We start from the raw sequence: 19,700 nt of genomic DNA on the forward strand, positions 1-19,700 counted from the left end.
GTCACGCAAGGCCCACCTGTCCGCATGCGTGTGATCGGCGGGTCCTACCCTGGATGGTGCTTCGCCGACGCAGCCGGATCACTGGACACCTAAGGACCGCCCCCATGGCTCCCACGCCAGACTTCGAGTACAGCGACCTGCTCCCCCTGGGCGCTGACCCGACCCCGTACCGCAAGCTGACCTCCGAGGGTGTCTCCACCATCGAGGCCGGCGGTCGCAGCTTCCTCCAGGTCGAGCCCGAGGCGCTGCGGCTGCTCACGGCCGAGGCGATGCACGACATCTCGCACTACCTGCGCCCCGCGCACCTCGCCCAGCTGCGCCGCATCCTGGACGACCCGGAGGCCAGCCCGAACGACCGCTTCGTGGCGCTCGACCTGCTGAAGAACGTCAACATCTCGGCCGGCGGCATCCTCCCGATGTGCCAGGACACCGGCACCGCGATCGTCATGGGCAAGCGCGGCCAGAACGTGCTGACCCAGGGCGGCGACGAGTCCGCCATCGCGCGCGGCGTGTTCGACGCGTACACCAAGCTCAACCTGCGCTACTCCCAGATGGCCCCGGTGACCATGTGGGACGAGAAGAACACCGGCAACAACCTGCCGGCCCAGATCGAGCTGTACGCCACCGACGGCGACGCGTACAAGTTCCTGTTCATGGCCAAGGGCGGCGGCTCCGCCAACAAGTCGTACCTGTACCAGGAGACCAAGGCCATCCTGAACGAGGCGAGCATGCTCTCGTTCCTGGAGCAGAAGATCCGCTCGCTCGGCACCGCCGCCTGCCCGCCGTACCACCTGGCCATCGTGATCGGCGGCACCAGCGCCGAGTTCGCGCTCAAGACCGCCAAGTACGCCTCGGCGCACTACCTGGACAACCTGCCGACCTCGGGCAACGCCAAGACCGGCCACGGCTTCCGGGACCTGGAGCTTGAGGCCAAGGTCACCGAGCTGACCCAGAAGATCGGCATCGGCGCCCAGTTCGGCGGCAAGTACTTCTGCCACGACGTGCGCGTGGTCCGACTGCCGCGCCACGGCGCCTCGCTGCCGGTCGCGATGGCCGTATCCTGCTCCGCCGACCGCCAGGCGCTCGGCAAGATCACCGCCGAGGGCGTGTTCCTGGAGCAGCTGGAGACCGACCCGGCCAAGTACCTGCCGGACACCACCGACGAGCACCTGGACGACGACGTGGTGCGCGTCGACCTCAACCAGCCGATGTCCGCGATCCGCGCCGAGCTGTCCAAGTACCCGGTCAAGACCCGGCTCTCGCTCACCGGCACCCTGGTGGTCGCCCGCGACATCGCCCACGCCAAGATCAAGGAGCGCCTGGACGCCGGCGAGGGCATGCCCAAGTACCTCCAGGACCACCCGGTCTACTACGCCGGCCCGGCCAAGACCCCCGAGGGCTACGCCTCCGGCTCCTTCGGCCCGACCACGGCCGGCCGGATGGACTCCTACGTCGACCAGTTCCAGGCCGCCGGCGGCTCGATGGTCATGCTCGCCAAGGGCAACCGCAGCAAGCAGGTCACCGACGCCTGCGCCACGCACGGCGGCTTCTACCTCGGCTCGATCGGCGGCCCGGCCGCGCGCCTCGCCCAGGACTGCATCAAGAAGGTCGAGGTGCTGGAGTACGCCGAGCTCGGCATGGAGGCCGTCTGGCGCATCGAGGTCGAGGACTTCCCGGCCTTCATCGTGGTCGACGACAAGGGCAACGACTTCTTCCGCGAGACGACGGAAGGTCCGCTGATCACCAGCCTGCGGATCCGCTCCAAGGAGTAGCCCGGGGGCGTGACTCCACGCGCCCCCTCACCGCCCCGGCCGCCCCTGCGGCCGGGGCGGTTTCGTGCCGGTGTGGCCTCTGATACTGGCGGTTCGATCTCGGTTCTACCTCCTGCGCTCCCCTGCCGGCGCCCAGCGGCTCATGGAGGCCGTCGCCTGCGACAAGTCCGACAACCCCGAGATCACTCCCGCGAGGCGGCTGGAAGCGCTGGAGAACCTCTCTCGTCGTGCCGCTCGCGGCGACTTCGAGCCGACGGCCCGGGTGTACGCCGCCTGCAAGCAGGCGATGAGGGCGGAAGCCGAATCGATGAGGGCCGAACCCGAATGATGCGCGGCTTCAGCGGCGCTCAGGCGTCGAAGTCGTACTCCAGGACGTAGGAGGCGGCGTCCAGGATCATCTCGTTGAGCTCGACGACCTGGCCCTCGTCGGCGAAGGCGGTGCGGCAGATCAGGATGACCGGGGTGCCGGCGGAGAGTTCGAGGCGGGTGGACTCCTCGGCGCTGGGCATGCGGGAGCGGACCTCCTCGCGGAAGTGCACGGGCTTGGCGCCGATCTCGGCCAGCCGGGCGTAGGTGCCGCCGGGGCCGGTGTCCTCGCGGGTTATGGCGGTACCGGCGACCAGGACGGCGGGCAGGTAGGAGGTCGAGAGCAGCACCGGCTTGCCGTCCAGGACGAAGCGGCGGTGCCGTACGCACATCGACGCGCCCGGGTCGACCCCGAGCACCCGGGCCACGTGCTCGGGCGCGCCCCGCTCGGCGACGGAGACCTGGTCGACCACCAGGCTGCGGTTGTCTATGTCCGCGGACCATATCGACCGGCCGGAGCCCCACTGCCCCTGCGCCAGCCGCTGGATGCCGCGCCGGCGCAGCGGCCGGAAGTCCCGGACGAACACCCCGGCGCCCCGGCGGGCCTCCGCGATGCCCTCGCTCTGCAGCACGCCGAGCGCCTGGCGGGCGGTCATCCGGGCCACGCCGTACTCGTCCATGAGGTCGTTCTCGCCGGGCAGCCGGTCGCCGGCGCGGTAGCGGCCGTCGTCGATGGCCGCCTTCAAGGAGTCCGCGATCCGCTGGTACTTGGGCTGTCTGTCGCCACTGCTGCCGGTCATCGCCGCTCCCTCTCCCTCGGACAAATCCTAGGCGCGCCCGCGGTCGCTGATAAGGAGATACGACCGTTGACATCTCTAGAGATATTAGCTTCTCTAGAGATGCTGGCCAGTCGCCTACCAAAGCGAGGAGCAGCACGGTGAGCACCCGACAGCACGACTCCCGGGCCTACCGCCCACAGGTGGGCGAACTCGTCCTCGACCGGAGAACCGGACGCATCGGCATCTACATGGGCACCATCGGCGGCGAGCACTACCTGCGCCCCGAGGGCGGCGGCCGCGAATGGACCGCCGAACCGCACCACGTCTCACCCGTCCCGAAGCCCCGCGATTCAGCTGATTGAGATCGATGCCGGGAATTGCGGCAAAACCCACGCAAACCATGGCATTCAGGGCCCGGTAATCCCCCCGGTGAATCCGGAATTCCGGAACGCTGCAGGCCCGCCGCCGGGCACGTTACGGATGACTCCGGTCACCATGCGTGCACCGCGGACGGGAATCGGCCACCGCGATGCACCCGCACACGAATTGGCGCGCACATAACCAACAGCGCCCCCGCGCCCGGACGGGGGCGCGGGGGCACTCAAGGCCGGCAACTGCTTACGGGTGGCCGCCGACGATGCTCTCGGGCTGGCGCGGGCCCGGCTCGCCGGTGGTCGGCTGGTCGGGCTCCGCGATGTACTGCCCCTCGTCACCGAAGGAGCCGTTCTCGAACGCGCTCTTGTCGGCGTCGGTAGGCGCGGCGTACTCGGTCGGGTTCGAGGACGCGGTCACCGCGCCCTCGACAGCCTTGCCCGCCTCCACAGCGGCGGCCGGGGCACCGGTCTGCGCCGCATTCTCGGGCGTCGACGGCACCGGGGTCTCGCTCTGGTCGTTGGCCATTGGGCGGCCGCCTTTCGGTCATCAATTGTGTCCAGCCCGACCTCCGTGGCACGGGCGCGGGGACAGTATCGTAGGGTTGATTAAATGTCCGATAAACATCGTGCGGCTTGCGGCGCCGTCCGGCAGAGTCAGGCGCCCGCCTAAGCTGAAGCACCACGGCAGACCGCCGAGCGCCCTTTCACGGAATCGACACCACAGGCCATCGGGGGACTTCATGGAGTTTCTGGAGACGCCGCAGGCCCCTGCGCTGCGCTTCCAAGTCCTCGGTCCGGTCCAGGCCTGGCTCGACGGCAAGCCCCTCTCCCTCGGCTCCCCCCAGCAGCAGGCCGTTCTGACCACCCTTCTGCTGCACTCCGGCCGCCTGGTCACCACCCAGGACCTGGTCGACGCGCTCTGGGGCGACCGTCCGCCGACCCAGGCCGTGGCCGCGCTGCGCACCTACATCTCCCGTCTGCGCTCCGTCATCGAGCCCCGACGCGAGGTCCGCCGGCCCGCCGAGTTGCTGATCTCGGTCGCCGACGGCTACGCCCTGCGCATCCCGGGCGAGGCCCTCGACCTGACGGCCTTCGAACGACTCTCCGCCGAAGCCACGGCCGCACGCGCCTCCGGCGACCGGCACGAGGCACACCGGCTGCTCGTTGAGGCGCTGGACCTGTTCAGCGGCCGTCCGCTCACCGGCATTCCCGGCCCCTACGCCGAGGCCCAGCGACTGCGGCTGGCCGAACGCCAGGTGGCCGCCGCCGAGGAGCTGTGCGCCGCCGCCCTCGACATCGGCCTGCACGCCGAGATCGTCGGCGAGCTCAACAACCTGACCGCCGAACACCCGCTGCGCGAGCGGCTGCGCGAACTGTTGATGCTGGCGCTGTACCGCTGCGGACGCCAGGCCGAGGCGCTCGGCGTCTACACCGACACCCGCAAGCTGCTGATCGAGGAGCTCGGAGTCGAACCGGGCGCGGGCCTGTCCGCGATGCACACGCGTATCCTCGCCGCCGATCCCGATCTGGTCCTCCCCGCCGCACCCACCCCCGGGGCCCGCGAGGACGGTCCGGCCGCATCCCCGGCTCCGGCCCAACTCCCGGCCGATGTCTCGGACTTCAGCGGCCGCTCGAAGCTGGTCGGCGAGCTCTCGACAATCTTGATGAACGCCACCGGCCAGGCCGTGGTGGTCACTTCGCTGGCCGGCATCGGCGGGGTCGGCAAGACCACCCTCGCAGTGCACGTCGCCCATCGCGTCCGCACCGAGTTCCCCGACGGGCAGCTGTACGTCGACCTGCGTGGAGCTGGTGTCTCGCCTGCCGACCCGGTGGTCGTGCTGGGTGACTTCCTCCACGCGCTCGGCGTCACCGAGAGTCCCGACTCGCTGGAACAGCGCGCCGCCCTCTACCGCTCACTGCTCGCCAACCGCCGGATGCTGATCCTGCTCGACAACGCGCGCGACGCGGACCAGATCCAGCCGCTCATCCCCGGAGTCTCCGGCTGCGCCGTGCTCGCCACCAGCCGCTCCCGGCTGGCCGGCATCCCCGGTGCCCAACTGTTCGACGTGGAGGAGCTGACCCCGAACGAGGCCCTGGCGCTGTTCTCGGCCATCGTCGGCGAGCAGCGGGTCGCCGACGAGCCGGAGGCGGCCATGAAGGTGGTCACCGCCTGCGGTTTCCTGCCGCTGGCCGTCCGCATCGCCGCCGCCCGGCTGGCCAGCCGTCCGCGCTGGAGCGTTTCCGACCTGGCCAGTCGGTTAGCCGACCAGCGCCGACGGCTGGACGAACTCCAGCTCGGCAACCTCGCCGTGGAGACCACCATCGGGCTCGGCTACGGACAGCTGTCCGTGGACGAGGCCCGCGCCTTTCGGCTGCTCGCTTTGATCGACTCTCCCGACATCCCGCTGGCAGCCGCTGCGGCGCTGCTCGGCGTGGACGAGTACACCGCCGAGGACCTCGCCGAGGCGCTGGTCGAGGCGAACATGCTGGAGTGCTTTACCCCCGGCCGCTACCGGTACCACGACCTGCTCCGGCTCTACGCTCAGCGGCAGAACGAGCGGATCGGGGACACCGGAGAACAGGAGCGAGCGGTCATGCGGCTACTCGACCTGCTGATCCCGACCGTCCGCAACGCGGCCCAGGTCATCGAGCCGGACGACCCGCTGCCCGAACTGCTGACCACGCTCACCTCGTCAGGGCTCAGCCTACCGACGGGTCCCGCCGCGCAGGACTGGCTCCGGACCGAGGGAGCGTTGCTGCTCAGCGCCATGGCCGCAGCGTCGAACGGATCCCGCACCTCGCAGCACGCGGCGATCGACCTGCTGATCCTGCTGTACGGCCTCGGTCCGGACCCCACCCACAGCCCGCAGGTGCGACCCGTCCTGGAGATCGTCGGGCGCGAGGCAGAGCACCGCGGCGACCGCGAGGCGCTCGCCCGGGTCCACTTCGCCCTGGGCACCTTGCAGTCCGTCACCAGTGACTTCCAGGGGGCCGAGCAGTCATTCCGCCGCAGCCTGGACCACCAGGCGCCGGACGAGCCGACCGTCCTGTTGCTGGCCACGGCCAACATGCTGGGCGTGATCCTGAACGTCGGCAACCGGCCGGCCGAGGCCCTGCTGTTCCTCGAACAGGCCCGTGCCACCAGCCAGGCCGTCGGCGCGCCGATCCTTGAAGCGCGGGTCGTCAGCAACATGGCCCGAGTACAGCATCGGCTCGGCATGACCGAGACGGCGGTCAAGTCCGCCAGCGACGGTGTCGCCGCCGCCCGGGCGTCCAAAAACGGACCGCTGCTCGCCCAGACGCTCTATCAGCTCGGTGTGGTGCTCTCCGGCGACGAGGCCGTCCCGCACCTGCGCGAGGCGCACCGGCTCTACCAGTCCCAGCAGAATCCTTTGTGGGAGGGCTACACCCTCGCCCGCCTCGCCTCCGCCCTGCTCGCCGCCGAGCAGCACACCGAGGCGGCCGAAGCGGCCGGCGAGTCACTCGCGATCGGACAGGAGCTGGACTCCGCCTACTGCCAGGGCCTCGCCAACGCCGCCCTGGGCGAGGCGCTGCTCGCCCTGGCCCAGCCGGCCCGCGGGCTCGCCTGCCTCCAGGAGGCGCACGCGATCTTCACGCGGCTCGGTGTGCCGGAGGCCTCCCCCGTGGCGGACCTCATTTCCCGTCAGCACACCGAGCCCATCTCTTCTCCCCCCGCGCCGTAAGGCCTCCGCCCCCCAGCGGAGCGCCTTCCCCGTTCCGCGCGTTGGCGCTCCCGCAGCCCCCCGGCTGCGGGAGCGCCCTCAACGCTTCCCCGGCGCTGGACTCAACTGTGCACCTGGCCGATTGACGTTCGATAAACGTCCGATTGTCAGCCTGCGGACTGGTGAAACCGCAGGTCAGCGCCGTCACCCCGGCGTGCCGTCCGGCGTGCGGGGCCCGGCGCACCACCCCCGCCCACACCGTAGTGCTTCCGCGAACCCGGGCCACATCGGCCCAAGCACGACGAGTTGGCTGGAAAGGGACCCCATGGGGCAGTGATCACGCATATTCTCAGATGCCAGTACGCACACGAGTGTCTGCCGGCAACGCGTCGGGGTGCGGTCCGTCGGTGTGACGCGGGGCGCGTGACGTACCGCCGCCGGCAACGGCCCGCGAGGCTGCGCAGGAGCCGACCGGAGGCCACGGGTGGAAGGGTGCCTCTGAACGTGACGACCGGCCAGATATCCGATTCGTTCCCGGTCGGCGAGGAAGCCGACGACGACGGACCCGACGTGCGGCGACGCCGTGCGGCGCGGGCCCTGCAGGCAGTCGCCTTCGACACCATCGGTGCCGGGTACGGCGAGGCCTTCCCCGCCAAGGACGGGCAGTTGGAGTGCGGGAAGCAGCTGCTCACGGCGCTCGAACCCGGGGCCCGGGTGCTGGACGTGGGCTGCGGCACCGGCGAGCCGACCGTCCGCCAGCTGACCGCCGGCGGGCTGCGGGTGACCGGGGTGGACCTCTCGGACGTGATGCTCGCGCTGGGCCGTCAGGCGAACCACCCCGGCCCGTTCCCGCCCGATTTCCATCGGATCGACCTGTACGATCTGGCCACCGAGCGCGCCGACCGGGTCTGGGGCGTCCCCGGGCTCGGCCCGGAGGGCCACGGCACCTTCGCCGCCGTCACCGCGTTCTTCTCCCTGATCCTGCTGCCGCAGGACGAGATCCCGACCGCGCTCGGGCGGCTGCGCGAACTCCTGCGGCCGGACGGACTGCTGGCGCTCGGTATGGTCGAGGCAGACCTGGATCACGTTCCGCTTCCGTTCCTTGGCAGAGAGCTGCGGATCAGTGGGTATCTGCGGGAGGATCTGGAACGGGTTCTGGTCGCGGCCGGTTTCGCCGTCGAGGAGTGCTCGGGGCATCCGTACGCGCCGGCCAGTACCACGCTGCCGCCGGAGGAACAGCTGTTCCTGTGCTGTCGACGCGTCGGCTGATCGACCACCCGACCGCCCGACCAGCGCCCGACCAGCACACCCACCGACCAGTACACCCACCGCCCAGCCCAACCACCGACCACACCGAATCCAGGACAGGCAGCCGTGCGCGACCAGCTCAAGACCGAGGCGGAGCAGCCGCCCGCCGTCCCGGGCCAGCGCCGCCGGGTCCCGGCCCGGGCACAGGCCCCGGCGAAGCCGCCGACGGCACGGCCGGACCGCGCCGGGGCGGCGGACGGGCTGGCCGACCGCCTCGCCTACCTCGACGCGGCGACCCGACGGATCAACAGCGCCCTCGACCTGTCCGCGACCCTGCGCAACATCGGCCGGGTGCTGGTCCCGACCCTCGCCGACGCGGCCGTCGTCCACCTGCGTGACCCGCTGCCCAACGTCGAGCGCGAGCCCGGCTTCCCGGACGAGCTGCGGATCCACCACAGCACTGGCACCCGGATCGGTCGGCGCGGCCGCAAGGGCGGCGTGGACGACCGGCACCGCTCCCGGTTCGGCTCCCGCTCCACCGCCGACCCGGGCCCGGCCGTCCCGGTCACCCGCGGCGGCGCGCTGGCGCACGTCCTCCTGAGCCGCCGCCCGGCCGAGTCGGCCGTCCTGGGCACGCCCGCGGCCGATCGCACCGAGACGCTGCTGCGCGAGCTGTACGGCCCCCGCGGGCTGGCCCGGCTGGCCGCCGGCACCTCCGTCCTCGCTCTGCCGCTGCGCGGCCGCAAGGCCGTCCTCGGGCTGCTGGTGCTGATCCGGCGGCCCCCTGAACGCACCGGCCGCCCGGCCTTCGACCCGGCCGACACCGCGACCGCCGCGCACCTGGCCACCCAGGCCGGGCTGGCGGTGGACACCGCGCTGCGGTACGCCCGCGAGTGGGAGATAGCCAACGAACTCCAGCGCAGCATGCTGCCGTTGCGGCTGCCGCAGCCGCACGGCGTCCGGCTCGCCCAGCGCTACCTGCCCGGCGAGCGCGGCGCCCAGGTCGGCGGTGACTGGTACGACGCGGTGCCGCTGCCCGGCAACCGGGTCGCCCTGATCGTCGGCGACGTGATGGGCCACTCGCTCACCTCGGCCGCCATCATGGGTCAACTGCGCACCAGCGCCCAGACCTTGGCCGCTCTCGACCTGCCGCCGCACGAGGTTCTCTACCACCTGGACGAGCAGGCCCAGCGGCTCGGCCGCGAACAGCACCTGGCCACCTGCGTGTACGCGGTGTACGACCCGATCGCCAACCGGGTGGTGCTGGCCAACGCCGGGCACGTCCCGCCGGTGCTGGTCCGCCCGGACGGCACCGCCGAGCTGGTGGAGCTTGACTCCGGGGCGCCGATCGGAGTCGGCGGGGTGGACTTCAACTCCGTCGAACTGCCCGCGCCGCCCGGCTCGGCGCTGCTGCTGTTCACCGACGGCCTGGTGGAGACCCGCAGCCGTCCGATCAGCGACGGCCTGGAGGTGCTCCGCGCCAGGATCGCCGCCGCCCGCTGGCAGTCCCCCGAGCAGTTGTGCCAGGAGGCACTGCGGATCCTGCCGCCCGGGGACCGCGGTGACGACATCGCCCTGCTCGGCGCCTGCTTCGACGGCATCCCGGCCGGGGACGTCGCGCACTGGTACCTGCAGCCGCGCAACGAGACGCCGGGCCGGGCGCGCCGGCTGGCCGCGCACACCCTGCGCCGCTGGGGGCTGGACGAGCTGAGCGAGGCGACCGAGCTGATGGTCAGCGAGCTGGTGACCAACGCCGTCCAGCACGCGACCCGGCCGGTCACCCTGAGCCTGGTGCGCACCACCCGGCTGCGCTGCGAGGTCGGCGACGACAGCCCGCTGCTGCCGCGGCCGCGCCGTACCGGCCCGGATGACGAACGCGGGCGCGGGCTGCAGATAGTGGCCCGGTGCGCGGACCGCTGGGGCGCCACCCGGCTGGGCGCCGGCAAGGTGGTCTGGTTCGAACAGCGGCTGCCCCAGTAGCCGCCGGCTCCGTCACAGCCCCGGATCTGCCGGGCGCCCGGCGGGAAACCGCTCCCACCGGGCGCGTCGAAGGGCGCGTCGAAGGGGTCGTCACACCCCGGCGGGCTCCTTCACCGGCTTCTCCTCCAGCCGGGCGATCAGCTGCTCGCCCTCCATGTCGACCTTCGGCACGACCTTCTCCAGTCGCTTCGGGAACCACCAGGCCGCCTTGCCGAACAGCGCCATCGCGGCCGGCACCAGCGCCATCCGCACCACGAAGGCGTCCACCAGCACGCCCACCGCGAGGGCGAAGCCGATCGGCTGGACGATCGGGTCGTGGCCGAAGACGAAGGCCCCGAACACCGAGATCATGATCAGCGCGGCCGCGGTCACCACCCGGGCGCCGCCCTTCACCCCGCCGACGACCGCCTCGCGCGGCTCCTTGCCGTGGACGTACTGCTCCTTCATCCCGGAGACCAGGAACAGCTCGTAGTCCATCGCCAGCCCGAACAGCACGCCGATCAGCAGGATCGGCACGAAGCTGACCACCGGGCCGACCTTGGGCACGTCGATCAGGCCGTCCAGCCAGCCCCACTGGTAGACCGCGACCACCGCGCCGAGCGAGGCCACGATGCTGAGCAGGAAGCCGAGCACCGCCTTGAGCGGCACCAGCACCGAGCGGAAGGCCAGCGCCAGCAGCAGCAGGGCGATGCCGACGATCACCGCGACGAACGGCGGCAGGGCCTGGCCGAGCTTGGTGGAGACGTCGATGTTGGCGGCCGTGGTGCCGGTGACGGCGATGCTCGCGCCGGTCGCGGACTTGAGTGAGGCGCGCTGGTCGCGGATCTCGTTGACCAGCGCCTTGGTGTCCGCGTGGTCCGGTCCGGTCTGCGGGATGACGGGCACCAGGGCGGTCCGGCTGGCCTGGTCGACGGTCGGCGGCAGCAGCGTCCTGACGCCCTTCAGGGTCTGCAGCTCGCCCGCCACGGCCTGCACCGCCTGCTCGGGCCGCGGCGCGTCGTGGGCGTCCACGACGACCACCAGCGGCGCGTTGAAGCCGGGCCCGAAGCTCTCGCTGACCAGGTCGTACGCCTTGCGGCCGTCCGTCCCGACGGCCTGCGATCCGCCGCCCGGCAGGCCGAGCTCGAGGCTCGCGGCGGGCACCGCGAGGGCGCCCAGCCCGGCCAGGCCGACCAGCAGCACCGGCAGCGGGCGGCGGACCACGAAGCGGGCCCAGCGCTCTCCCACGGTGGTCCGGCCGTGCGTGGTCAGCGCCCGCTTCCAGACCGGCAGCCGGTCGATCGCGCGGCCGGCGAAGCCGAGCACCGCGGGCAGCAGGGTGATCGCGACCAGGACTGCGACCACGACGGCGCCGGAGGCGGCCAGCCCCATCACGGTGAGGAACGGGACGTCGGCCACGGCCAGCCCGGCGAGCGCGACCACGACGGTCAGGCCGGCGAAGACCACCGCGCTGCCGGCGGTCGCGGTGGCCCGGGCGGCGGCCTCCTCGGGCTCCAGGCCCTCGTCCAGGTTGCGGCGGTGCCGGAAGAGGATGAACAGCGCGTAGTCGATGCCGACGGCGAGGCCGACCATCAGCGCCAGCACCGGCGCGGTGGTGATGATCTCGAACGAGCCGGTGAGCGCCAGCAGGGCGCCCATGGCCACGCCGACGCCGATCAGGGCGGTCAGCAGCGGGAGCCCGGCGGCGACCAGGGTGCCCAGGGTGACCACCAGCACCACCCCGGCCACCACCAGGCCGATCGACTCGGTGCCGCCCTCGATCTGGGCGAACCGGTTGTACGCGTCGCCGCCGAAGGCGACGTCCAGCCCGGCCGCGCGGGCCGGTTCGGCGGCGGCCTTCACGGCCTCGCGCTGCTGGTCGGTGACCTCGGCGAGCTTGTGGTCGAAGGAGACCAGCGCGATCGCGACCTTCCCGTCCGGGGAGACGGCACCGGTGGCGTACGGGTCGGGCACCGCGGCCACGCCGGGGACGTGGGCGATCCGGTCGACGGCCTCGCCGACCGCCTTGCCCGCCCCGGGCGCCTTGATGCCGCCGGAGTCCTTGGCGGCGAAGACGATCTGAGCGGAGCCGTGGCCCTGTGCCGGGAAGGTGCCCTTGATCTTGTCCAGGGTGCTCTGGGCCTCGGTGCCGGGGACCTTGAACTCGTCGCTGGTCTTGCCGGCGAAGGCCCCGGCGGCGCCGCCGATCGCGATCAGCAGGGCGATCCAGACGGCCAGCACGGCCCGCCTTCTCCGGAAGCAGTAGCGGCCCAGCCGATACAGGTACGTGGCCATGGGTTCCCTCGGTCGGATCGTCGGACAGGCGGCTGCCCGGGCGGACCCGTCTCACGGTAGACCCAAGTTTGTCGGGTGACAAAGTTGGGCGACAAAATCATCCGACACGGTTGCCCGACCATGGCGCTACCCTGGCTGAATGGCTCATGTCCCCGCCTCCGAACGCCGACCGCAACTGGTCCGGGCCGCGATCGACCTGATGACCCGGGAAGGGGTCGCCGCCGGCAGCACCCGCGCGATCGCGGCCGAGCTGGGCGTGGCACAGGCGACGGTGCACTACACCTTCGGCACCAAGAAGGACCTCTACCGGTCCGTCGTCGAGGAGGTGGCCGCCCAGTTCATCGACCAGGTGCGCGCCGCGTCCCCGGGCGACGGCCCGTTCGGCGAGCAGGTCCGCACCCTGGTGCACGCGCTCTGGGCCGCCGCCACCGGCGAGGAGGGGCGCTGCGTGCTGCTGAGCGAGTTCTCGGCGCTGGCGATGCGCGATCCCGACGTGCGGGAGATCATGCTCGGACTGGACCGCGCGATCGAGGGCACCGCCACCGAGATGCTCACCGCCCTCGCGGCCGACCACCGACTGACCCTGGCCGTGCCCGCCCGCGAGATCGCCGTCCACTTCCTCAGCGGCTTCGACGGCCTGACGGCCCGACACCTCACCGGGCACTCCCCCGGCGAGCCCGCCGACCCGGACACCCTGCGGGCGCTGGACCTGCTGGTGGCCACGACGGTCGGGCTCTGCCTGGGCACCCCCGCCGCGGTCGGCCGGGGCGCCTGAAGCCGCCTGCCGAGGGCGGGTCCGCAGGCCCGCCCGGCGGGAACCGTCAGACCGGCCTCAGGAGACGATCCGGACCGGCAGTTCGGCCAGCACCTCGCGCAGCGCGGCCGCGAAGCGCTCGTACTCCGCGCTGCGGGCCGAGCCCGGGCGGGTGGCCAGCCCGATCCGGCGGCCGGGCGCCGGATCGGCGAAGCGGACGGCGGCCAGCCGGTCGGCGCGGCCGGCCTCGACGTCCAGCGCGGTGGCGGGCAGCAGGGTCACCCCGAGACCCCCGGCGACCAACTGGACCAGGGTGGACAGCCCGGCCGCTCGGGTGGTGGAGCCGGCCGGGTCGGCGCCGACCTCGCGGCAGATGTCCAGCGCCTGGTCGCGCAGGCAGTGCCCCTCCTCCAGCAGCAGCACGTCCAGGTCGAGCAGCACGTCGCGCGGGACGTCGATCCGCCCGGCGAGCGGGTGCCCGGGCGGGGTGACCAGGACGAAGTCCTCGTCGAACAGCGGGATGTCCCGGGTCGGCGAGGACCCGCCGGCTGGCAGCGCGAGCAGCAGCACGTCCAGGCGCCCGGCGGCCAGACCCTCCAGCAGCGAGGGGGTGCGCTCCTCGTGGACGTGCAGTTCCAACTCCGGGAACCGGTCGCGGACCAGCTTCAGCACCAGGGGCAGGAGATACGGCGCGACGGTCGGGATCACACCCAGGTGCAGCGGCCCGGTGAACGGCCGGCGGGCGGCCTCGACCTCCTCGGTCAGCGCCTGCAGCGAGGCCAGCACCCGACGGGCGTGCTGGTGCACCCGCTCCCCCAGCGGCGTGACGATCACCTTGCGCGTCGTACGCTCGACCAGCTGGGCGCCCAGCGACTCCTCCAGCGCCGCGACCGCCCCGGACAGCGCCGGCTGGCTGGTCCCGGTCGCGGCGGCGGCCTCCCGGAAGTGCCGGTGCTCGGCCACCGCGACGAAGGCCCTGAGCTGGGCGACCGTCGGCGTCCGGGGGCTGCGGGCCGTGGCGCTCGTCACAGCCGGACCGGCCTTGGCGGCGGCGGACCTGCGGGCGGCGGGTCGGGGTGCGGGCGGTTGGGTACTGATAACAATCTCCGATCAGACACATCCAGTGTAGCTATTTCCCTGATCAGTCCACGATGTGGAATCGTGGGTCGTGTTCGGAATCCGGACAAAGCTCCCCACAGTCTCACTTCAGGAGAAGCGAACGTGCTCACGATCGGTGACAAGTTCCCCGAGTTCGACCTCAAGGCCTGTGTCGACCTCGACGCCGCGAACGCCTTCGCCGACATCAACCACAAGTCCTACGAGGGCAAGTGGAAGATCGTCTTCTTCTGGCCGATGGACTTCACCTTCGTCTGCCCCACCGAGATCGCCGCGTTCGGCAAGCTGAACGACGAGTTCGCCGACCGCGACGCCCAGATCCTCGGCGTCTCCGGCGACTCCGAGTTCGTGCACCACGCCTGGCGCAAGGACCACAAGGACCTGCGCGACCTGCCCTTCCCGATGCTGGCCGACGTCAAGCACGACCTGATGCGCGCCTGCGGCGTCGAGGCCGAGGACGGCACCGCCCAGCGCGCCGTGTTCATCGTCGACCCGAACAACGAGATCCAGTTCGTCATGGTGACCGCCGGCTCCGTCGGCCGTAACCCCAAGGAGGTCCTGCGGGTGCTGGACGCCCTGCAGACCGACGAGCTGTGCCCGTGCAACTGGAACAAGGGCGAGGACACCCTCGACGCCCAGGCCCTCCTGGCGGGCTGACCCATGGCCCTCGACGACCTGAAGGCCGCCCTCCCGGACTACGCCAAGGACCTCAAGCTCAACCTGGGCTCGGTCATCGGCAACTCCGACCTCCCGGCCCAGCAGCTCTGGGGCACCGTGCTCTCCTGCGCGATGGCCACCCGCAGCCCCGGCCTGCTGCGCGAGCTGGAGCCCGAGGCCAAGGCCAACCTCTCCCCGGAGGCGTACACCGCCGCCAAGGGCGCGGCCGCGATCATGGGGATGAACAACGTCTACTACCGGACGCTGCATCTGCTCTCCGACAAGGAGTACAGCACGATGCGCGCCGGCCTGCGGATGAACATCATCGGCACCCCCGGCGTCGAGAAGATCGACTTCGAGCTCTGGTGCTTCGCGGTCTCCGCCATCAACGGCTGCGGCCAGTGCCTCGACTCGCACGAGGCCGTCCTGCGCAAGGCCGGCGTCGAGCGTGAGGTCATCCAGGCCTCGATGAAGATCGCCGCCGTCCTGCAGGCCGTGGCCGGCGTCCTCGACTCCGAGGCCGCCCTCGCCGCCGTCGGCTCCTGACGCACCCGGCACGACGCCGACGGGCCCCTCCGCTCCAGGAGGGGCCCGTCGGCGTTTCCGCGTCCCGGACCCTCCCAACTCCGCTACAGTGCAGGGCGATCCGTACACGACATTCGGTCCGAGGGGGCCCGCGGTGTCCGACCACCCTTCGCATTGCGGCGGCTTCCGGATCGACGCCGACGCGCTCCACGAGGCAGCCGGAACGGCGAGCACGACCGCGGCCCGGATCCCCGGCCGGACCAAGGCCGTCCTCGACTCCTCCCACCAGGCCGTCGCCGCTCTGTCGGGACTCCGGTGCGCCGCCGCGCTCGACACCTGCACCGACGCCTGGCACACGCTCCTGGACGGCCTCCGCACCTCGATGAGCCGACACGGCCAGCAGCTCGAAGAGGCCGCCCGCCGGTACCGGGGCACCGACCACCAGGTCACCATCCGGTTCGGCCCGACGGCGGAGCAACAGCAGAACTTCGTCCGGCACTTCGGCTAGGGGCCGACGACCGTGGATCTCGCGACGCTGCGCGACACCGACTTCGCCGCCCTCCACGCCGCCGCCGACGCGTACGACAAACTGCACGGCGCCTTCGGACAGCACCTGGAGAGCTGGCACAGCGGGGTCGAGCAGCGGCTCGCCGCCTCCGGCTGGACCGGACCGGCGGCCGACGCGGCGACGCCCTCCTTACAGCTCACCACCGGCGAGTTGAGGGCCGCCCACTCCGAGGTCGGCCAGATCGGCAAGGTCCTCCGGACCGGCGCGGACGCCCTGGTCCTCGTCCAGTCCGCCCTGCGCAAGGCCCTGGAGGACGTGAGGACCGCCGGCATGTCGGTCAACGAGCACGGCGCCGTCACCTGGGGGCCCGCCCCCTACGCCGACCAGCACGACCCCGAGTACCGGAAGAGCCGCGAGCGCACCGCCACGGCACTCGCCGCCCGCATCGGCAGCGCCCTCACCGAGGCCGGCACCATCGACCAGGCCGTCGCCGCCCGGCTCCAGCACTACACCACCCGCGCCCACGACGGCACCGGCCTCGACCCGGACGCGGCCGTCCAGGACCAGCTCGACCCGAACCTCGCCGTACGGACCCTGCTCCGCGTCGCCGTGCCGCGGGACGGCGCCCCACCGACCGAGGTGAACGCCTGGTGGAACGGACTCCCCGCCGACGAACAACAACGGCTGATCAAGGACCACCCGGACCTCGTCGGCAACCGCGACGGCATCCCCGCCCTCGCCCGGGACCGGGCCAACCGGGCCCTCCTGGCGCAGCTCCTCGCCACGTACGAGGGCCACCCGCCGCCGCTCTCCGACAAGGACGAGCTCAGACTCGCGGGCTTCCGCAAGATCAACGAGCGGTTGGAGGAGGCCGAGGGACAGGACCCGCCGGTCCTCCTGCTCGGCATCGGCGAGGAGGGCCAGGGCCGCGCCATCCTCGCCTTCGGCAATCCCGACACCGCCCGGAACGTCACGTCCCTCGTCGGCGGCATGGGCACCGAACTCCAACGCATCGGCGGCGGCGACGCCGACCGGGCCAAGGCGGTGTACGACGCGGCCAGGCGCGCCGACCCCACCCGCAGCACGGCGTCGATCGCGTGGCTGGGCTACGACGCGCCGCTCTCCCCTCAGCGGACCCTCGACTTCGGCCGCGCCCGGAACGGAGTCGACGCCTACCGCACCTTCCTCGAAGGGCAGCGCGTCACGCACCGGGGACCGCCGGCCCACGTCACGGCACAGGGACACAGCTTCGGCTCGCTCCTGGTCGGCCTCGCCGCGAGGAAGCCGGCCGGACTGGCGGCCGACGACATCATCCTGGTCGGCAGCCCCGGCACCGACGCCTTCCACGCCTCCGAGTTCTCGGTGGGAGCCGCCCACACCTACGTCGGCGCCGCCGGCTGGGACTACGTCTCGCACGCCGGCTGGTACACCCGGGACCCGGCGAGCGCCGACTTCGGCGCCCAGCGCTTCGCCGTGGACGTCGGGTCGGCCGACGGCACCGCGCACTCGTCCTACTGGGACGACGGCCCCCATGACGACCACACCTCGATCGACAACATCGGAGAGATCGTCAGCGGTCACGGGAACCGGATCACGAAGGCGGTCGGCCGCCGTGACTGACAGCACGCCGGAACCCCGTCCGCCCCGACCGTCGCTCGCCGAGGCGGCTCGGCGGCGCCGGCCACGTCCGACCCCGTCCTAGTCCACCGCCGGAGCCGGCTCCGCCGCCTGGGTCGGTTGCGCCGGTTGGGCCGCCGCCTTGTGCTCGGCGGCTTCGCGGGCGGCTTCGAGGGCGGTGAAGACGGCCTGGCCGGCCTCGTTGCGCTGGCGCAGGTGGGCGATCACGGTGTTGGTGACGGCGATCAGTGGGACGGCGACCACCGCACCGCCGATGCCACCGATGATGCCGCCGGCCGCGACACCGAGGACCACACCGAGCGGGTGGACCCGGACGGCGCGGCCGAGGATCAGCGGCTGGAGGATGTGGCTCTCGACCTGCATCACCACGATCAGGATCACCAGCACCATCAGCGCCGTCCACGGCCCCTGGGTGACCAGGGCGATCAGGACCGCGACGGTGCCGGTGACCAGGGCGCCGACCAGCGGGACGAAGGCGCCCAGGAAGATGATCACGGCGAGCGGCACGGCCAGCGGCACGCCCAGCAGCTCGATGCCGGTGCCGATGCAGACCGCGTCGATGAAGGCCACGCCTACCGTGCCGCGCACGTACGCGGTGAGGGTGATCCAGGCCTTGGGGCCGGCGCCGGCCATCGCGAAGCGGGAGTGCCGGGGCAGGCCGCGCAGGGCCCAGTTCCAGATCTTCGCCCCGTCGTACAGGAAGAAGAAGGTGGTGAAGAAGGTCATCAGCAGCGCGGTCAGGGTCTCGACGGCGATCTGCGCGCCGGTGATCGAGGCCGAGGTGAGCTGGTCCGTGTTGGTGGTGATGGCCTTGGTGATCTGGTTGGCGAAGTCGGTGATCTGCTGCTGGGTCAGGTGCAGCGGTCCGGTGACCAGCCAGTCCCGCAGCTGGTTGACGCCGGTCTTCACCTGGGTGGTGACGTCGGACAGATTGGTGGTCACCTGCCACACCACGAACCAGCCGACCAGCCCGATCCCGGCCAGGCCGCTCAGGAACACCCCGCCCGCCGCGAGCGAGCGCGGCACCCCGTGCCTGCGCAGCCAGGAGACGGAGGGTTCCAGCAGCGCGGAGATCAGCAGCGAGGCCAGCACCGAGAAGGCCACCAGCCGCAGCATGTCGACGACGTAGAAGACGACGTACAGCGCGGCGCCGAGCAGCAGCAGCCGCCAGGTCGATTCGGCCGCCACCCGCAGTCCCCAGGGCACCGCCTCGGCGGGGGTGGCGGGCCGGCCCGGGTGGTACTCCCGCCCGAGCCCGGCGTTCGCGGCCGGGGCGGCCTGGGCGGCCTGGGCGGCAGGGGCCGCCGCGGACACCGGGGCCGTAGCCGTGGCCGTCGTCACGGCCGCCGCCGGTGCGGCGGGCTCGACGGCTTCGGCTGCCGAGTCGACGCGCGGCACCGGGACGGGCCCGGGCGCCTCGGTGGGGGCCGGAACGACCGGAAGCTCGTGCGGGTCGGCCGCAATCGCGGCGCGTCGGCGCCGTTCGATCACGGCGGCCGCGCTCGCCACCACGGCCATGCCCTTGGCCACGGCCTTGAAGGCCTTTCCGCCCCGCGCCATCCTCGCTACCCACCGCTTCCCCGCTGTACCCGCCGAGCCGGCGGTACGCCGTGGGTCCTGCCACGGCCGTCAGGGATGACGCTACCCGGCGGGGGCCGGGCGAGTCCGCCCACCGGTGGGTTCGCCTCGATCGCCTCATTCCACAAATTCGGACAAATCACCGGATTGCAGATGGTTTCGTCCACACGCCGCTGGGGAGGACTTCGAACGAGACCTCAGGGTCATCCCACTCAAGCCAACCTTCGGCGGACCGGCCGGTGCGGGGAGCAACCAGGACCCCTTCCCGCGCCCCACGTCCGCACCCAGGACCGCACCGCCCGCGGGCGCACTGGTCAGCGCAGCCCGGGCGGCGCGGCCCGCCCCTTCTCAGCCGATGCAGGCCGATGAAGGGGGCCCGCCCGGTCGGAGCACGCCACCGGTGGGAGAACGCGACGGCCCCCGGCCGCTCGTCGAACGGGACGAGCGGCCGGGGGCCGTGCGGAGTGCGCCGCCCGGGGGCGGCGGCCACCTTCGGAGCAAGGGCGGC

The 19,700-nt window shown here is 72.2% G+C and carries 16 protein-coding genes; 11 read left to right on the plus strand and 5 right to left on the minus strand.

Translation table 11 applies throughout. The annotated features are described in order from the left end of the window. Positions 1–104: 104 nt before the first annotated feature. Positions 105–1,772, plus strand: coding sequence for a fumarate hydratase (locus ACGF12_RS23360; RefSeq protein WP_393033261.1), 1,668 nt, complete (start codon positions 105–107; stop codon positions 1,770–1,772). Positions 1,773–1,914: 142 nt separating this feature from the next. Then, entirely contained in the window at positions 1,915–2,100 is a 186-nt protein-coding gene (locus ACGF12_RS23365; protein WP_393033264.1) for a hypothetical protein, read from the plus strand. Between the two features lie 19 nt (positions 2,101–2,119). On the opposite strand, the gene ACGF12_RS23370 is transcribed toward ACGF12_RS23365, so the two are convergent. After that, the gene (locus ACGF12_RS23370) at positions 2,120–2,878 is read right to left on the minus strand and encodes a GntR family transcriptional regulator (RefSeq protein ID WP_393033267.1); all 759 of its coding nucleotides are present in this window, start codon (positions 2,876–2,878) and stop codon (positions 2,120–2,122) included. Positions 2,879–3,015: 137 nt separating this feature from the next. Between ACGF12_RS23370 and ACGF12_RS23375 the strand changes: the two genes are divergently transcribed. Continuing rightward, positions 3,016–3,219: a hypothetical protein gene (locus tag ACGF12_RS23375; protein WP_393033269.1), complete on the plus strand. Its 204-nt coding sequence runs from the start codon at positions 3,016–3,018 to the stop codon at positions 3,217–3,219. A gap of 256 nt (positions 3,220–3,475) precedes the next feature. Here the strand turns inward: ACGF12_RS23375 and ACGF12_RS23380 are convergent, their stop codons facing one another. Next, positions 3,476–3,757, minus strand: a complete 282-nt coding sequence (locus tag ACGF12_RS23380) for a hypothetical protein (protein ID WP_393033272.1) — start codon at positions 3,755–3,757, stop codon at positions 3,476–3,478. A gap of 214 nt (positions 3,758–3,971) precedes the next feature. Here ACGF12_RS23380 and ACGF12_RS23385 point away from each other — a divergent pair, with 214 nt between their 5' ends. The 3 genes from ACGF12_RS23385 to ACGF12_RS23395 all read left to right on the plus strand — a co-directional run bounded on the left by ACGF12_RS23385 (position 3,972) and on the right by ACGF12_RS23395 (position 10,142). Beyond that, on the plus strand, positions 3,972–6,935 hold the full coding sequence (locus tag ACGF12_RS23385) for a BTAD domain-containing putative transcriptional regulator (RefSeq protein WP_393033275.1): 2,964 nt from the start codon (positions 3,972–3,974) through the stop codon (positions 6,933–6,935). A gap of 483 nt (positions 6,936–7,418) precedes the next feature. Beyond that, positions 7,419–8,183, plus strand: coding sequence for a class I SAM-dependent methyltransferase (locus ACGF12_RS23390; RefSeq protein WP_393033278.1), 765 nt, complete (start codon positions 7,419–7,421; stop codon positions 8,181–8,183). A gap of 105 nt (positions 8,184–8,288) precedes the next feature. Then, positions 8,289–10,142, plus strand: a complete 1,854-nt coding sequence (locus ACGF12_RS23395; protein ID WP_393033281.1) for a SpoIIE family protein phosphatase — start codon at positions 8,289–8,291, stop codon at positions 10,140–10,142. Positions 10,143–10,232: 90 nt separating this feature from the next. On the opposite strand, the gene ACGF12_RS23400 is transcribed toward ACGF12_RS23395, so the two are convergent. Further along, complete coding sequence (locus tag ACGF12_RS23400) at positions 10,233–12,416, minus strand: MMPL family transporter (RefSeq protein ID WP_393033284.1); 2,184 nt, start codon at positions 12,414–12,416, stop codon at positions 10,233–10,235. 139 nt (positions 12,417–12,555) lie between these two features. Between ACGF12_RS23400 and ACGF12_RS23405 the strand changes: the two genes are divergently transcribed. Continuing rightward, the gene (locus tag ACGF12_RS23405) at positions 12,556–13,191 is read left to right on the plus strand and encodes a TetR/AcrR family transcriptional regulator (protein WP_393033287.1); all 636 of its coding nucleotides are present in this window, start codon (positions 12,556–12,558) and stop codon (positions 13,189–13,191) included. Between the two features lie 57 nt (positions 13,192–13,248). On the opposite strand, the gene ACGF12_RS23410 is transcribed toward ACGF12_RS23405, so the two are convergent. Continuing rightward, positions 13,249–14,199 carry a LysR substrate-binding domain-containing protein gene (locus ACGF12_RS23410; protein WP_393033290.1) on the minus strand — a complete coding sequence of 317 codons (951 nt, stop codon included), beginning with the start codon at positions 14,197–14,199 and terminating at the stop codon, positions 13,249–13,251. A gap of 192 nt (positions 14,200–14,391) precedes the next feature. On the opposite strand from ACGF12_RS23410, the gene ACGF12_RS23415 reads away from it, so the two are divergent. From ACGF12_RS23415 to ACGF12_RS23430, 4 genes are all read left to right on the plus strand, one after another. Then, entirely contained in the window at positions 14,392–14,943 is a 552-nt protein-coding gene (locus ACGF12_RS23415; protein ID WP_393033293.1) for a peroxiredoxin, read from the plus strand. 3 nt (positions 14,944–14,946) lie between these two features. Next, entirely contained in the window at positions 14,947–15,489 is a 543-nt protein-coding gene (locus ACGF12_RS23420; protein WP_393033296.1) for an alkyl hydroperoxide reductase, read from the plus strand. A gap of 133 nt (positions 15,490–15,622) precedes the next feature. Further along, positions 15,623–15,976, plus strand: coding sequence for a hypothetical protein (locus ACGF12_RS23425; protein WP_393033299.1), 354 nt, complete (start codon positions 15,623–15,625; stop codon positions 15,974–15,976). Positions 15,977–15,988: 12 nt separating this feature from the next. Further along, positions 15,989–17,596: an alpha/beta hydrolase gene (locus ACGF12_RS23430; RefSeq protein WP_393033302.1), complete on the plus strand. Its 1,608-nt coding sequence runs from the start codon at positions 15,989–15,991 to the stop codon at positions 17,594–17,596. Between the two features lie 78 nt (positions 17,597–17,674). Here the strand turns inward: ACGF12_RS23430 and ACGF12_RS23435 are convergent, their stop codons facing one another. Then, a complete protein-coding gene (locus ACGF12_RS23435) occupies positions 17,675–19,174 on the minus strand; it encodes an AI-2E family transporter (RefSeq protein ID WP_393033305.1) in 1,500 nt (499 codons plus the stop codon). Positions 19,175–19,700 lie beyond the last annotated feature (526 nt).

It is taken from the genome of Kitasatospora sp. NPDC048296, from assembly GCF_043201815.1.
Lineage (GTDB): Bacteria > Actinomycetota > Actinomycetes > Streptomycetales > Streptomycetaceae > Kitasatospora.

Bases quoted from the DNA above. Each gene is read 5' to 3' on its own strand.
- ACGF12_RS23405 (WP_393033287.1), top strand. From the start codon at position 12,556: ATGGCTCATGTCCCCGCCTCCGAACGCCGACCGCAACTGGTCCGGGCC.
- ACGF12_RS23400 (WP_393033284.1), bottom strand. From the start codon at position 12,416: ATGGCCACGTACCTGTATCGGCTGGGCCGCTACTGCTTCCGGAGAAGG.
- ACGF12_RS23365 (WP_393033264.1), top strand. From the start codon at position 1,915: ATGGAGGCCGTCGCCTGCGACAAGTCCGACAACCCCGAGATCACTCCC.
- ACGF12_RS23360 (WP_393033261.1), top strand. From the start codon at position 105: ATGGCTCCCACGCCAGACTTCGAGTACAGCGACCTGCTCCCCCTGGGC.
- ACGF12_RS23380 (WP_393033272.1), bottom strand. From the start codon at position 3,757: ATGGCCAACGACCAGAGCGAGACCCCGGTGCCGTCGACGCCCGAGAAT.
- ACGF12_RS23370 (WP_393033267.1), bottom strand. From the start codon at position 2,878: ATGACCGGCAGCAGTGGCGACAGACAGCCCAAGTACCAGCGGATCGCG.
- ACGF12_RS23435 (WP_393033305.1), bottom strand. From the start codon at position 19,174: ATGGCGCGGGGCGGAAAGGCCTTCAAGGCCGTGGCCAAGGGCATGGCC.
- ACGF12_RS23420 (WP_393033296.1), top strand. From the start codon at position 14,947: ATGGCCCTCGACGACCTGAAGGCCGCCCTCCCGGACTACGCCAAGGAC.
- ACGF12_RS23385 (WP_393033275.1), top strand. From the start codon at position 3,972: ATGGAGTTTCTGGAGACGCCGCAGGCCCCTGCGCTGCGCTTCCAAGTC.